Below are 13,412 nucleotides of genomic sequence, written 5' to 3' on the forward strand. Positions count from 1 at the left end.
TTAAAATAGAGGCCTATGAAAACAAATTTTACTTTACTCGGAAAACTTAGCGGATTATTATTAGTACTTGTGCTAATTTCTGCTGCAGTAACCCATGCACAAACCACACACAATGTGCAGGTTACAAACAATGTTTTTACTCCCAGCGTACTAACCATTAATGTTGGCGATGTTGTTGAATGGAGAAATATCGAAGGCTCGCACAATGTAAATGGTACTACCTCTACGTACCCCGATAATCCGGAATCGTTTGGAAATCAAGTTGGATCGGGGTGGACCTACTCTCATACTTTTACTACTGCCGGAACGTACGAATATCAATGCGATCCGCATGCCGGACAGGGAATGCGTGGTACAATCGAGGTACAATCGGGAGAAGATGACGGCAAGCATATGCTTACCGTTCAGTTTACCGGCATGAATCCACATGTTGGGCAAATGCTTTACCTCTCGCTAGTTGAAAAAGATTCAGGGATGGAGGTTGAGAGAACCACAGAAACTGTCAGTGCCGAATTTCAGGTACAGGTTTCAGGGCTGGAGACAGGCCACTCGTACTTTGTAAATTTCTTTGCCGACCATAACGGAAACGGATCATACGACGCTCCGCCAACAGACCATGCCTGGCAAATGGAGCTCGACAATGTAACGGGTGATGAAACACTAAACTTTGCCCACAATACGAACTTTACCGACATTATGTGGCAAAATAAGCTAACGGTGCAGTTCTTGGGAATGACTCCTCACATTGGTCAAAGCCTTAATCTTTGGGTAATTGATGAAAGCGATGGAGAGGAATTATTCACTACAGAAGTTACGGTTGAAGAGGAATTTGAAATTGTGGCTTACGGAATTGAAACCGGTAAATCATACACCATTGATTTTTATGCCGACCACAACAGCAGCGGTAGTTACGATGCGCCGCCAACTGATCACGCCTGGCGTTTGGAGCTCAATAATGTAGCTGGCGATACCGTTCTGAATTTCAGTCACAATACAAATTTCACCGACATTTTTAATGTAACCAGTGTTAGTGATCTGCAACTTAATTCTTTCACCATGTATCCGAATCCTGCAAGCGATAAAGTTACACTTGAATTCGATGATCTAAATAATAATGTTTTGGTTCGGATGATCGATATCAGTGGAAAAACACGTTCGGTTAGCCAAACCAATATCGGCAACAGGACCGAACTCGATATTTCTCATTTGCCACAAGGATTGTACTTTGTTCAATTACAAGACGGCGACCAGCTGCAAATCCGGAAACTAATTAAACGGTAATTCGGCCTTTCAAGTTAAAATACGATCCTGGATGGACAGCATAAAAAACGCCTGTAGAAGCAATTTTCACAGGCGTTTTTTATTATCGCGGAAATATCTCCTCAAATGCCTTTGTCCGGTAATCAAAAATCTCTTCCAGTTTTTTGTGAATGACCAGTGCATTGGCGATTTGCCCAAGGAAACCCAGCGGCGGACTGTAACTAACAATGTCTTTCATTAACACGCCGCCCTCTACCGACTCAATGTGGTGCTCGTGGTGCCAGAGTTTATAAGGCCCAACACGCTGCTCATCTACAAAATACTTTTGCGGCACCACATGCGTAATTTCGGTTACCCAGGTGGTAGGAATTCCCAAAAGCGGCCGCACGGTGTAGGCAATGATCATTCCTTCGTAAGCCGCTTTAGACAAACCGGGAGTACGGATGTCAAAACCCATGTAATCCGGAGTGATACGTTTCAGGTTTTGTGGTGTGGAAATAAAATCCCACACCTCGTCGATGGTACTATTTATAAGCTGTTCGCGTCTGAATTGATAGAATGCCATTGTTAACTGTTTTGCTTTTGTTTCACTTTAATCAGTGCTGAAGTATCATATCCCCGATCAGCAATACGTTTTAGCAAATCGTTGTACACTGCAGGTTCCATTTGTGGAGTTCTACTCAATATCCAAAGGTATTTGTCGGTACTGCTGCCAATAACTGCCCATTGGTAATCCTCATCCAATTCCAGCACATAATAATCGCCATAAAATATCCAGAAAAAGGAGACCTTTAGTTTTGCAGGATCGTTTTCCGGGTCGGGAATTTTTGCTTTTCCAATCGCTTCAGAATATTCACCGTCGAGTGTATCTTGGTAGCCGCTGTTAACGACCTTGATTTTGCCGTCGGGACGCATCGAATAATTGGCTGTAACACCAACCATTCCCCGCTCAAAACGATGATCGTAACGGGCAATTTCGTACCAGGTTCCCAGGTACTTTTGGAGGTCTAGTTCCTTAACTACACTGTTATCTATCATTTGCTTTTGCCCTGAACAGCCGGTAAATAAACCGCTTATTATAAAACTAAGCAGAATTAGCGAAACCGACCAATTCGGTTGAGACATAGCTATTCTTTTCATGTTTTGTTTAATCATACTCATAAAACACTAAACAATGTGTTTGGTTCGGTTGAAGGGAGAACTATTTTAGAGATTACTTCGGTACCCAAATCCATCGAAGTGACTATTATTTTTAAGACCCTGAAACAAGTTCAGGGTGACGTTCTAAGTTTTTTGCAGGCTTAATTAAATTCGTCATGCTAAACTTGTTTCAGCATCTTCATCTTCATCCAATTATAAATCTGGTTCCAAACGGTAGAGAAGCAGTCTTTTAAATTAAAAGCCCTTGTTTCCTGATATTGAAAATTTTATATCTTCGCGGCGTATTAACCACGTGTTCTTGATAACCACGTAAAAAACAAGAAAATGAAAAACAAAGTATCCGTTCTGTTTATGCTTGCAGGTATTCTTTTCGCCACCTGCTTATTGATTTCCAACATTCTTGCTTCAAAAATTATGATGATCGGTCCGTGGTCAGCCCCGGCCGGAGTTTTGATCTTTCCACTGGCATACATCATTAACGATGTGCTGGTTGAAGTGTGGGGTTACCAGAAAACCCGCCTCATTATTTGGGCAGGATTTGGAGTAAATGTGCTCGCCGTAGTGTTCTTTACACTTGCAATTACAGTAAATGCCGCGCCTTTCTGGGAAAACCAGGATGCCTTTGCAACTGTTTTGGGCAGTACTCCGCGAATTGTAGCTGCCAGTATGCTGGCCTACCTTATGGGTTCATTCCTGAATGCTTATGTAATGAGCAAGTTTAAAGTGCTAACAAAAGGAAAAGGCTTTTCCATACGCGCAGTAGTTTCTACGCTTGTTGGCGAAGGTGCCGATTCGGCTATTTTTATTACCATTGCCTTTGCCGGAATGTTTCCTGTTAATGCGCTGATAACTATGATCATTACTCAGGCAATCATCAAAACCGTGTACGAAATTGCCGTGCTTCCACTAACCATTTGGGTGGTTGGTAAAGTAAAAAAACTGGAAGGCATCGACACTTACGATTACCAGATCTCATACAATCCGTTTAAACTGAGACAGGTTTAAAAATTGAAAGTAGAAAGGCAAAAGGGAGAAGGCAAAAGTTAGATTTAACTTATCCCGATCTTCTCCATTCATTCTATTAAAACATTTTAAAATGACATCAACAGATAAGAAAAAAGCGCTGGTGGTTTTTTCGGGTGGACAGGATTCTACTACCTGCCTGTTTTGGGCAAAACGTGAATTCGACGAAGTTTATGCGATTGCATTTAACTATGGGCAGCGCCATGCTATTGAGCTGGATTCTGCAAAATCGATTGCTGAAAATGCCGGTGTGCCTTTGCAGGTATTTTCGATGGACCTGATCTCACAACTCAGCCAGAATTCGTTAACGCACCACAGCATGCAGGTGGATCGCCATAAACCGAACAACACGCCTCCTAACACGCTGGTGGAAGGCCGAAACATGCTGTTTTTAACCTACGCCGCCATTTTTGCCAAAGTGCACAATATACACCACCTGGTAACGGGTGTTGGTCAGGCCGATTTTAGCGGCTACCCCGATTGCCGGAATGATTTTATCGTGTCGCTGAATGAAACGCTGAACCTGTCGATGGATTATCCGTATCAAATCCATACACCGCTGATGTGGAAGAACAAAAGCGAAATCTGGCAGATGGCCGACGAACTGGGCGTTCTTGAATTGGTACAGAACGAAACGGTTACCTGCTACAATGGCGTTAAAGGCTCAGGATGCGGAGAATGCCCGGCTTGTGAGCTGCGGAATAAAGGATTGGAGAAGTATTTGGAAAAGAGAGGACTTAAAGGATTGAATGAATAATGACTGTCAGTCTGAGCGGAGTCGAAGACTGAATAACACTTCGACTCTGCTCAGTGTGACAACTAAATGCAGAATTATGAGCGAATTAAAACACCTGGGAAACGAAACGAATTACGATTTTAACTATCGGCCGGATGTGCTGGAATCGTTTGATAACAAACACCCTGAAAATGATTACTGGGTAAAATTTAACTGCCCCGAGTTTACCAGCCTGTGCCCCATTACCGGGCAGCCCGATTTTGCAACCATCTACCTCAGTTACATCCCTGATGAAAAGTTGGTAGAAAGCAAAAGCCTGAAGCTTTATTTGTTTAGTTTCCGTAACCACGGTGCTTTTCACGAAGATTGTATCAACATCATTATGAAAGACCTGATCGCTTTAATGAATCCAAAATACATTGAAGTGTGGGGGAAATTTTTGCCTCGTGGCGGCCTCAGCATCGATCCTTTTTCAAACTACGGAAAACCGGGGACGAAATACGAAGAGATGGCCTGGTTTCGAATGCAGAACCATGATTTAAATCCGGAGAAGATTGACAACCGATAAAAGTTTATAATAATATTCTTGATTCCAAGAATTCATATACTGGAAGACGAGTGAATTAACCTAATACTTATTTTCAATTGAAGTCTACTCTCACAATGTCTTTCCAGACAGGAAATCCTTTTTCCTATAGCTGAAAAAGGATTCAAAAAAGCCACCGCTGACGATAAAAAACTAAAAATAAATTCCTTTCACTAAAATCAAGAAACTCCTCCTTTTAGACCTTCATTCTTCAGGTCTAACGATCGTCAAACAAACTTGATTTCTTTACGTTCTCTACATTTATTTTCTTAACGCTTTTTCTCGAAGGCGGACCTAAAGGCAAATCTTGTGCGGGCTCGTCAAAAATCCGTCAGTCGGGCTAATTAGTTACATTGAAAAAACGCAAAGGTTATTTTTTGACAAGATTTTTGCTTTCTTTTGATCGACTGCAAAAGAAAGAGCCCGTCTGGCTTGAAGACCAAAGCTACTTAAACAATCAAACAATACAATTCAACTGGCAATTTCTAAATAACATCAAACAAATCATCTTTTTCTAAGCAATAAACTTAGCAATCTCATCCAACCAATTTTGTTTTTCCTCATTCGATAGGAAACTGGCTTTAAACGAATTGGCGGCCAGTGTCGCGATATCTTCGTTGGTGAGATCAAGCGCCTCATTAACAGCATGGAAATTGGCGTTCATATAACCACCAAAGTACGCCGGATCATCGGAGTTTACTGTTGCTACAATGTTATGATCCAAGAGCTTTTTTAAAGGATGATCGACCATATCGTTCACCACTTTTAGCTTCAGGTTCGATAGCGGACAAACCGTTAAGGGCATTTCGATCCGTGCCAATTCATCCAACAATTCCGCATCGTCGATCGAACGCACTCCGTGATCGATACGAGAAACTTTTAGTAGTTCTATTGCATCCCAAACGTTTTGTGCCGGTCCTTCTTCTCCGGCATGTGCAACGGTTAGAAATCCTTCGGCACGCACCATTTCAAACACCTTTTTAAACTTTGCCGGCGGATGACCTTTTTCGCTGGAATCGAGACCATATGCAGTAAATAAATCGCCAAACTGCAACGACTCTTTAAAAGTCTTGATGGCATCCTCTTCACTCAGATGACGCAAAAAATTGGGAATCAATCGGTAGGTTATGCCCCATTCCTCGCGGGCATCGTTACAAGCCTGCAAAATTCCGTTTATCACGTTTTCAAAAGGAACACCACGTTGCGTGTGCGTTTGCGGATCGAAAAAGATCTCGGTATGTACCACCTTTTCTTCGTAGCACTTTTTCAGGTAGGCCTTCGTAAGATCGTAAAAATCCTGCTCGTAAAGCAAAACATAGGCTCCGGCATAATAAAGGTCAAGGAATTCCTGAAGATTATTGAATTGATAAGCTGTACGCAAATCGTTAACCGATTTAAATTTTAACCGGATGTCATTTCTTTCAGCAATGGTAAACATCAGTTCCGGCTCAAAAGTACCTTCAATATGTACATGTAATTCGGCTTTGGGAATCGTATTTATCAATTCTGTCTGTTTTCTCGATGTCATTCTTTTCTTCTTTATTTCAAATATACGGATACCAGGCCTTAATAAGCAAATTGAAAAATTCTACTCCATAAAAATCATTCAAGAATCTGGCAATAAATAATAATTATGAGAGAATTTGAACCCCTCCTGGCCTCCCCAAAGGGGAGGAATTGTCCCCCTTCGGGGGATTTAGGGGGTCAAATGATTATATCACAAATGAACTTTTCAACAAAAAAAGCAGACCCGAAATAAGCCTGCTTTTTCAAAATATATGGTATTTATCCTTTTAAACTTTAGGCAATTCCCATGGTACACGGTAAGTTGGCACCAACAATTCGTTGGCAGCATCGTTACCAATAAACTTGCTGTTGTCGGCATCCCAGTAAAGGCGCTGGCCTGTTTTTAAGGCCATATTACCCAGGTGAGCCACACGAGCAGTATTGGCAGCAATTTCAACGCTACAGTTTGTATTCTGATCGTTATCTTTAATACAATCGATAAAGTTTTCCATGTGGTTGTTCAATCCCTGACCATCGCCTTTTTTCAGTTCAACGCGTTCCATTCTTGGGTTTCTGCCACCTTCAGGAATAACTTCCCAGCCGTTACGGTCAACCACCAAAGTTCCGTTTTCTCCAACGTAGCCTACACCGTGGCTGCGGCCGTAGTAACCTCCGTCGATTCCTAAACCATGATCCCAAAGCAAGGTATAATCGTCGAATTCGTAAAGCGCCTGCATGCTGTCAGGAGTTTCGCAAGCATCATCAGGATAACCAAATTTGCCACCCATTGCCATAATCGATTTTGGCGCTTTGGCTTTCATTCCGTATAAACCGTAGTCGATGATGTGTACACCCCAGTCGGTCATTAAACCACCGGCATAATCCCAGAACCAGCGGAAATTAAAGTGAAAACGGTTCGGGTTAAACGGACGTGCTTTTGCCGGTCCTAACCACATATCGTAATCAACACCTGCCGGAACAGGTCCGTCGGGCATTACCGGAATCGATTTCATCCAACCCTGGTACGACCAGCAACGTACGGTACGAATTTTACCCAGCGCGCCGGTGTAAACAAAATCAACAGCATCTTTCCAGTGCTTGTCGCTACGCTGCCACTGCCCTACCTGGGCAATTGTTCCGTAACGATTCCAGGCACGTTCCATAATGTTGATCTCTTCGATGTAGTTTGCCAGCGGTTTTTCACAGAAAATATGTTTTCCTTCCTGTGCTGCATACACAAATGGCAGACAGTGCCAGTGGTCGGGAGTACCGATAATGATCACATCAATACCGGGTTCTTCCAGCAATTTTCTGAAATCTTTAAATCCCTTTGGTTTTGTTCCCTGAATTTTCTCAACGTCGGCAATACGTTGATTCAGAATCTTGTCATCCACATCGCAAATGGCCGCGCACTCCGTATTTTTTTGTTTCAAAAAAGCTTGAAGATCAGTAAAACCCTGACCTTTTGCCCCTATCAAACCGCAAACTAATTTTTCGTTTGCACCCGAGCACGATTCCATCGCTAAAGGCATACTCGACGCAATCCCTACGCCAGCTGTTGCCATTGCCGATGTTTTAATAAAATCTCTCCTGTTAGTCATTTTTATTTAGTTGGTATTAGAAAATAAATCTTATTTCATGGTATTTAGCTCAAGAAGAACTCCTTTTGCGTAACCGACCCCAAATTTGTAGATTTATTTTAAGTTATCCATTTTTAATGCTTACTTTTTGCCCAGCTACTCACACATTATTAATGTATTCTACAACACAATATGTAAAACTGAATACTTATTCAAACTCAATTTTATCCTTTTTTCGGTACACCGTTCCTTTAAAATGGGCGATGTGTTCATTCGCTTCGTTGGTAATCTCCACCAGGTAAGTACCCAGTTTTCCGTTTAACGAGATCTCCTTTGCCACAGCCGTTAATGTACCGCTTGATGTGGCTTTAAAAAACGAAATCTCAGCATCAATCGCCAAGGCCACTCTGCCATGCGAATTGGATGCAACGGCAAAAGTAAAATCAGCCAACGTGAACAAAGCTCCGCCATGAACAATTCCGACTGAATTATAGTGACTTGGTTTAATTTCCATGCTCGATTTTGCATATCCGGGTTCTGCTTCCACTAATTTTATCCCGTTGTTGGCGGCAAACACATCCTTCCCAAATGTTTTATGGTATTTTGAATCGGTCATTCTTTTTTGAGTTTAATTTTCGTGAAAGTACGAAAAAAAGAAAGCCGGAAACATTGTTGCTCCCGGCCTGAAAAGTCTTCTTCTCGTTCTTTTAATCTTTTTGCATCGCATCGTCAAACGCAATATTCGACGGTGCAAAATCAACCTTTTTAACAAATTCGCAGGATTCTGCAGCCCCGGCTTCACGATCCATGCCGCTGTCTTCCCATTCTACAGAAAGAGGTCCGTTATAACCGATATCATTCAGTGCGCGAATAATGTTCTCGAACCCGATCTTTCCACGTCCCATACTACGGAAATTCCAGTAACGGCGGTTATCACCAAATTCCATGTGCCCGCCAAAAACACCAACTCCGGTTGGTACATCGCTCCAATACACATCTTTCATGTGCACATGGAAAATACGATCGGCAAACTCGTAGATAAAGCGCACATAATCCACATGCTGGTAACCCAAATGGCTAGGATCGTAGTTGTAACCAAAGGCAGGATGATAATCCAATGCTTTTAGCGCCAGATGTGCCGTGTGAATATCAAAAGCTATTTCCGTTGGATGCACTTCCAATGCATATTTTACACCCAGACTCTGGTACTCGTCGAGAATCGGTTTCCAACGGCGTGCAAATTCGGCATAACCTTCTTCAATCATTTCGGCTGATACCGGCGGAAACGAATAAAGCATGTGCCAAATCGGGCTTCCGGTAAATCCAACCACGGTATCTACTCCCAAACGTTTTGCCACTTCGGCTGTTTTTACCATTTCTTCGGCTGCACGCTGACGTACACCTTCCGGATCGCCATCGCCCCAGACATGAGCACTAGCAATGTTTTTATGCCGCAGATCGATAGGATCGCAAACACACTGACTGTCCAAATGCGTTGAGATCGTATATAGCGCGAGATCGTATTTATTGAGTAATTCTCTTCTGCTGTCGCAGTATGCCTGATCGGCTTTCGGAACATTAATGTGATCGCCCCAGGTGCAAAGCTCCAAACCATCGTAGCCAAATTGTTTTGCTTTCTGACACATGGTTTCAATGGGAAGATCGGCCCATTGTGCGGTATAAAGTGTTACTGGTCTTGCCATTATTGTTGTAGTTTTTAGTTCATATTTATTTTATTGAGCAGGTGACTTGAAGTCACCTGCTCAATTATTTCTAATCGATTGTTTCGCCAAATTTTACCCATTTCACCTCATCGTTATACCCGGCACTAACTACCGTATCGATGAACTGCATTCCACGAATACCGTCCTCAACTCCCGGAAAATCGAGCATTTCGGGTGTAGGCTCTTCTCCGTTGGCTTTGGCTCGAACAGTAAGTGCAAAATTACGGTAGATGTTGGCAAACGCTTCCAGGTAACCTTCAGGGTGACCCCCCGGAGTTCGTGTATTATGCAATGCTCCCGGAGCATCGAGGTTTGTTCCCGTTCGCAATACTTGCATAGGCTGATCGATCCATTTTAAGATCAAGGTATTGGGTTCGTGCTGGTGCCATTCCAGGCCACCATTTTCGCCGTAAACACGGATTTTAATTCCGTTTTCTTCGCCGGCCGCAATTTGCGATGCCGTTAACACACCGTGTGCCCCGTTGTTAAAACGCAGAAATGCGGATCCGTCATCATCGAGCAAACGATTGGGAACAAAAACATTTAAGTCGGCACAAATTTCGGTTACCTGCAATCCGGAAATGTATTCTGCTAATTGATGTGCATGAGTTCCAATGTCGCCCATGCAACCGGCTTTTCCCGAGCGTTTTGGATCGGTACGCCAACCGGCTTGTTGGTTATCGGTATCTTCCAGTTTTGTTGCCAGCCAACCTTGCGGGTATTCCACGTATATTTTCCTGATGGTACCAAACTTACCATCGGCAACCATTTGCCGGGCCTGTTTAACCGCTGGATAACCGGAATAAGTATGCGTTAATGCAAAGGTTAAACCAGTTTCCGCAATTTTATCTTTTAATTGTAAAGCCTCATCAAGTGTAAAAGTAATCGGCTTATCGAGCACTACATTAAATCCGTGTTCCAAAGCTTTCACTGCCGGATCGAAATGCATGTGATTTGGTGTTACGATAGCTACAAAATCCATTCGTTCACCTTCGGGCAATTGCGCCTCCTTTTCATACATTTCCTGGTAAGTGCCGTAAACACGGTCTTCGGGAAGGAAAAGTGCTTTTCCTGATTCCTTTGATCGGGTGGGATCGGAGCTAAAACAGCCGCAAACCATTTCTATCTGGTTGTCCATTAATGCTGCTGTGCGGTGAACTGCCCCGATAAAAGCACCGGAGCCTCCGCCAACCATTCCCATTCGAAGTTTTCGATTCATCATGATCTATTAGTTTTTGTTGATCTAGTTTATAAATGTAAGAACTCTTTTTTTAGGAAGCAACAGACACAGGTGTACTTCTGCATCCCGTTTTTACAGGATACTGCCTATAAAATGAAAGACAAACACAACAACTTTTGCTGTGTTGTGACCTCCTTATTATAAGGATTCATAAAACCCGGTTTTTACCTATTCAGGTTGATCTAAAATTCGATAATAATTCCGATGGTTGGCAAAACCGTTCCCGACCTGCTTTCAATTTCATTCAGCACATAACGCGTTCCGTTGTCGGTTGTGAGAAAATTACCGTTGGCATCTTCGGCACGAACAACAATATCGTTTTCCTGGGCCTGGAAATTGTAGAGGTTCTGAATGTCGATGTAGAATTTCGCGGTGAGTTTATCGAAATAATAGGATTTATCCACCCGGATATCGAGCTGATGAAAAGGATCGAAGCGTTTGGCATTTAACTGCGTATAATCGTAATACGGACCGCCCTGCAAATCCCAGGCTTCAACCAGCGACGATTTTTCGATATCCCACGGCGTATAAGGTAAACCACCCACAAAACGCCAGCGTGCACCAACGCGCCAGTTGCGTTTCAGGTCTTTTGTGGTGGTAAGTGTGATCAGGTGTTTGGCATCCCAACTTGAGGGAATGTAAGCGCCTTCTCCGTCTTTAAATTCGCTGCGCACCAAAGTGTACGACAGGTTAAAATTAAATCCATCAGTTGAATTAATACGCGCCTGAAACTCGGCTCCGTACGCTCTTCCATCGGAAGTTGAGGTTACTTCTTCGTCGCCAACCACGCCAAAATCAGCTCCCAGATTCGCCAGACTTACCTGGTCATTCACAGAAAACGGATACTGGGAATAACCTTTCCAGAATGCTTCGGCCGATAACTGAACCGCTGGTCGGGGACGATACTCCAAACCACCAATAACATGATCTACTGCAATGTATTTCAGGTTGTTGGCTTTGTTCACTAAAACATCGTTCTCCTTGTAACCCAGCGTTGTATAGGCCGGCAACTGGTAATAACGTCCGGTGTTAAAATTCAGGCTCCACTGATCGGTTAACGAATACGATGCCGAAAAACGTGGCGAAAATTGATTCAAAATATTCTTCATGCTCGACGAGTAATTATTCGCATCTGCGCGCACACCCAGCGACAAAGCCAAACGTTCGCTAAAAACCGATTTACTGAGCTGTGCAAACAGTCCGTATTTTACCAGGTTAAGATCGGTGTTGTACATCACATCAACCGGCTGACCCTCGTAAAAACGGCGGAATTGCGAGCTGTTTTTATAGCTCACAAAATCGAGGTTGGCTCCAAAATTCAATTTAAAACCATCCATTCGCGATGTGTTCTCGAAACGAAACTTGTTTTCGGCCTCCTGCGAATCGTAATCCAGAATTTTGTTCTCCTCCGAACTTTCGTCGTTATCGAGGTATTTGTAGGCGTTATTATCTAAATGACTGCGACTTACCACAAAAGTCTGGTAACTGTTGTCGCGGTAATGTTTGTAAACCGCACCCACCGTGTACGACCATTGTTTGTTCACCGGAATTTCGCTAAGAATGTACTTTTGCTCATCGTCCGGATCTTCAATATCTTCATTTAACTCAAACAAATCGTTGGCTCCCAAACCGATTAGTGTCAACTCATTCTTTTTATCGAAACGAGTGCGTACTTTAAATTGCATATCGGTAAATGTGGGTAAAAACGGCAATTCCAGCGCGCTAAACAAAAACTGTAGATATGACTGGCGTACCGACACAACAAAGTTTGTTTTTTCACCAATGGGGCCATCCAAAGTTGCGGCAACTTCCGATGCACCAAGTGTTCCATGAAAATTCAGTTTCTCTTCGTTTCCATCGATCTGGTAAAATTCCATCACGCCACTTAGCGCATTTCCACGATTGGCCGGGAAAGCGCCCGAGTAATAATTTACTTCGCGAATAAAATCGGCATTTAAAATACCAACCGGGCCGCCCGAAGCGCCTTGTGTGGCGAAGTGGTTGATAAACGGCACCTCCACACCATCGAGGTAAAAACGACTTTCCGATGGGCCGCCACCACGAATGATAATATCGTTTCGGAAAGCGGGCGTCGACTGCACACCAGGGAACGACTGAATGATTTTTGAAATATCGCGGTTGGCACCGGGGCTTTTTTCAATTTCGCCAATGCCAATACTACGCAGCGAAACCGGGCTTTCAATGGTTTTTCGGTATGGCGAAGCGGTAACTGTAACCTCATCCAGTTCTGATACCGCCTTTTGCAACAATATTTCTACAAAAGCAGTGCTCGAATTATTTACCTCTACCTCCGATGAAATGGCCTTTTTATAACCAACAAAACTGGCTTCGATACGAATAAAACCCGGGGTCAGGTTTCTGAACTCGAAATGACCTGTTTCGTCTGTTACCGTTCCGTTTGAAGTACCCGAAACCAGCACATTTACAAAAGGTAAGGGCTCGTTACTAACGGCATCTACAACTTTTCCGGTTAATGCGGCATTTTGTGCAAGCATCCATAGTGGCAATCCAAATAAAAGTAAAATTAATCCGACTTTCTTCATTGATTTTGTTTAAATTTTGTGTCAAATCCTCA

12 protein-coding genes are annotated in these 13,412 nt (G+C 43.1%); 4 read left to right on the forward strand and 8 right to left on the reverse strand.

What is annotated here, in order from left to right:
- The first annotated feature begins 15 nt into the window (after window positions 1-15).
- A complete protein-coding gene (locus QZ576_RS15610) occupies window positions 16-1,281 on the forward strand; it encodes a T9SS type A sorting domain-containing protein (RefSeq protein ID WP_297098722.1) in 1,266 nt (421 codons plus the stop codon).
- Between the two features lie 82 nt (window positions 1,282-1,363).
- Here QZ576_RS15610 and QZ576_RS15615 read toward each other — a convergent pair whose 3' ends face one another.
- Both QZ576_RS15615 and QZ576_RS15620 read right to left on the reverse strand, forming a co-directional pair.
- Window positions 1,364-1,825: an SRPBCC family protein gene (locus tag QZ576_RS15615; protein WP_297098723.1), complete on the reverse strand. Its 462-nt coding sequence runs from the start codon at window positions 1,823-1,825 to the stop codon at window positions 1,364-1,366.
- A 2-nt stretch (window positions 1,826-1,827) separates the two neighbouring features.
- Window positions 1,828-2,385: a lipocalin family protein gene (locus QZ576_RS15620; protein WP_297098724.1), complete on the reverse strand. Its 558-nt coding sequence runs from the start codon at window positions 2,383-2,385 to the stop codon at window positions 1,828-1,830.
- 360 nt (window positions 2,386-2,745) lie between these two features.
- Between QZ576_RS15620 and QZ576_RS15625 the strand changes: the two genes are divergently transcribed.
- The 3 genes from QZ576_RS15625 (at window position 2,746) to queF (ending at window position 4,748) form a co-directional block, all read left to right on the forward strand.
- A complete protein-coding gene (locus tag QZ576_RS15625; RefSeq protein ID WP_297098725.1) occupies window positions 2,746-3,426 on the forward strand; it encodes a queuosine precursor transporter in 681 nt (226 codons plus the stop codon).
- A 91-nt stretch (window positions 3,427-3,517) separates the two neighbouring features.
- Window positions 3,518-4,201: a 7-cyano-7-deazaguanine synthase QueC gene (gene queC / locus QZ576_RS15630; protein ID WP_297098726.1), complete on the forward strand. Its 684-nt coding sequence runs from the start codon at window positions 3,518-3,520 to the stop codon at window positions 4,199-4,201.
- A 76-nt stretch (window positions 4,202-4,277) separates the two neighbouring features.
- Window positions 4,278-4,748, forward strand: coding sequence for a preQ(1) synthase (gene queF / locus QZ576_RS15635; protein WP_045025772.1), 471 nt, complete (start codon window positions 4,278-4,280; stop codon window positions 4,746-4,748).
- A 532-nt stretch (window positions 4,749-5,280) separates the two neighbouring features.
- Here queF and QZ576_RS15640 read toward each other — a convergent pair.
- The 6 genes from QZ576_RS15640 to QZ576_RS15665 all read right to left on the reverse strand — a co-directional run bounded on the left by QZ576_RS15640 (window position 5,281) and on the right by QZ576_RS15665 (window position 13,380).
- The gene (locus QZ576_RS15640; protein WP_297098727.1) at window positions 5,281-6,294 is read right to left on the reverse strand and encodes an adenosine deaminase; all 1,014 of its coding nucleotides are present in this window, start codon (window positions 6,292-6,294) and stop codon (window positions 5,281-5,283) included.
- Window positions 6,295-6,559: 265 nt separating this feature from the next.
- The gene (locus tag QZ576_RS15645) at window positions 6,560-7,873 is read right to left on the reverse strand and encodes a Gfo/Idh/MocA family oxidoreductase (protein WP_297098728.1); all 1,314 of its coding nucleotides are present in this window, start codon (window positions 7,871-7,873) and stop codon (window positions 6,560-6,562) included.
- A 187-nt stretch (window positions 7,874-8,060) separates the two neighbouring features.
- Window positions 8,061-8,468 carry a PaaI family thioesterase gene (locus tag QZ576_RS15650; protein ID WP_297098729.1) on the reverse strand — a complete coding sequence of 136 codons (408 nt, stop codon included), beginning with the start codon at window positions 8,466-8,468 and terminating at the stop codon, window positions 8,061-8,063.
- A gap of 91 nt (window positions 8,469-8,559) precedes the next feature.
- Window positions 8,560-9,555, reverse strand: a complete 996-nt coding sequence (locus tag QZ576_RS15655) for a sugar phosphate isomerase/epimerase (protein ID WP_297098730.1) — start codon at window positions 9,553-9,555, stop codon at window positions 8,560-8,562.
- Window positions 9,556-9,625: 70 nt separating this feature from the next.
- Entirely contained in the window at window positions 9,626-10,798 is a 1,173-nt protein-coding gene (locus QZ576_RS15660; RefSeq protein ID WP_297098731.1) for a Gfo/Idh/MocA family oxidoreductase, read from the reverse strand.
- Between the two features lie 200 nt (window positions 10,799-10,998).
- Window positions 10,999-13,380 (reverse strand): TonB-dependent receptor, encoded by a 2,382-nt coding sequence (locus tag QZ576_RS15665; RefSeq protein ID WP_297098732.1) that lies wholly within the window; start codon window positions 13,378-13,380, stop codon window positions 10,999-11,001.
- Between the last annotated feature and the right edge of the window lie 32 nt (window positions 13,381-13,412).

This window comes from uncultured Draconibacterium sp., from assembly GCF_913060805.1.
Taxonomy (GTDB): Bacteria; Bacteroidota; Bacteroidia; order Bacteroidales; family Prolixibacteraceae; genus Draconibacterium.

What these genes read in the sequence shown, in the direction of transcription:
- queF (WP_045025772.1), top strand. Translation starts at nt 4,278, where the DNA reads ATGAGCGAATTAAAACACCTGGGAAACGAAACGAATTACGATTTTAAC.
- QZ576_RS15660 (WP_297098731.1), bottom strand. Translation starts at nt 10,798, where the DNA reads ATGATGAATCGAAAACTTCGAATGGGAATGGTTGGCGGAGGCTCCGGT.
- QZ576_RS15625 (WP_297098725.1), top strand. Translation starts at nt 2,746, where the DNA reads ATGAAAAACAAAGTATCCGTTCTGTTTATGCTTGCAGGTATTCTTTTC.
- QZ576_RS15610 (WP_297098722.1), top strand. Translation starts at nt 16, where the DNA reads ATGAAAACAAATTTTACTTTACTCGGAAAACTTAGCGGATTATTATTA.
- QZ576_RS15620 (WP_297098724.1), bottom strand. Translation starts at nt 2,385, where the DNA reads ATGTCTCAACCGAATTGGTCGGTTTCGCTAATTCTGCTTAGTTTTATA.
- QZ576_RS15655 (WP_297098730.1), bottom strand. Translation starts at nt 9,555, where the DNA reads ATGGCAAGACCAGTAACACTTTATACCGCACAATGGGCCGATCTTCCC.
- QZ576_RS15640 (WP_297098727.1), bottom strand. Translation starts at nt 6,294, where the DNA reads ATGACATCGAGAAAACAGACAGAATTGATAAATACGATTCCCAAAGCC.
- QZ576_RS15650 (WP_297098729.1), bottom strand. Translation starts at nt 8,468, where the DNA reads ATGACCGATTCAAAATACCATAAAACATTTGGGAAGGATGTGTTTGCC.
- QZ576_RS15665 (WP_297098732.1), bottom strand. Translation starts at nt 13,380, where the DNA reads ATGAAGAAAGTCGGATTAATTTTACTTTTATTTGGATTGCCACTATGG.
- QZ576_RS15645 (WP_297098728.1), bottom strand. Translation starts at nt 7,873, where the DNA reads ATGACTAACAGGAGAGATTTTATTAAAACATCGGCAATGGCAACAGCT.
- QZ576_RS15615 (WP_297098723.1), bottom strand. Translation starts at nt 1,825, where the DNA reads ATGGCATTCTATCAATTCAGACGCGAACAGCTTATAAATAGTACCATC.
- queC (WP_297098726.1), top strand. Translation starts at nt 3,518, where the DNA reads ATGACATCAACAGATAAGAAAAAAGCGCTGGTGGTTTTTTCGGGTGGA.